The organism is Pseudomonas sp. HY7a-MNA-CIBAN-0227 (assembly GCF_040310325.1).
Classification (GTDB): Bacteria; Pseudomonadota; Gammaproteobacteria; order Pseudomonadales; family Pseudomonadaceae; genus Aquipseudomonas.
Genome location: NZ_JBEOPT010000073.1, coordinates 1 through 288, shown reverse-complemented (window position 1 = coordinate 288; position 288 = coordinate 1). Strand labels below are relative to the sequence as shown.

Annotated in this window: 1 protein-coding gene; it reads right to left on the bottom strand. The window is 68.1% G+C overall.

Translation table 11 applies throughout. The annotated features are described in order from the left end of the window. On the bottom strand, positions 1-288 hold a 288-nt coding region (locus AAEZ06_RS27035), incomplete at both ends, for a pyrroline-5-carboxylate reductase family protein (RefSeq protein WP_350617146.1).

Genomic DNA, 288 nt, shown 5'->3' with positions numbered 1-288 from the left:
GGCATGCAGCGCACGATGGGCTGGGCGCCGAGCCAGTTGGTCATGCTGGCGCAGGTGATGCCAGCGGCAATCGACACCACCAGTTGATGGGGTTGCAGGCTCGGGCGCAGGCTCTCGCACACGGCCTTCATGGCCTGGGGCTTGACCGCCAGCACGATTACATCGACGCCGTGGATGGCCTCGGCGTTATCGGCGAAGGTTTTTATGCCGTGTTCGGCGCTGACGCGCTCGCGGGTCTCGGCGCCCGGGTCGCTGGCGCGGATCTGCTCGGCGTCCAGGCCCTTGGCC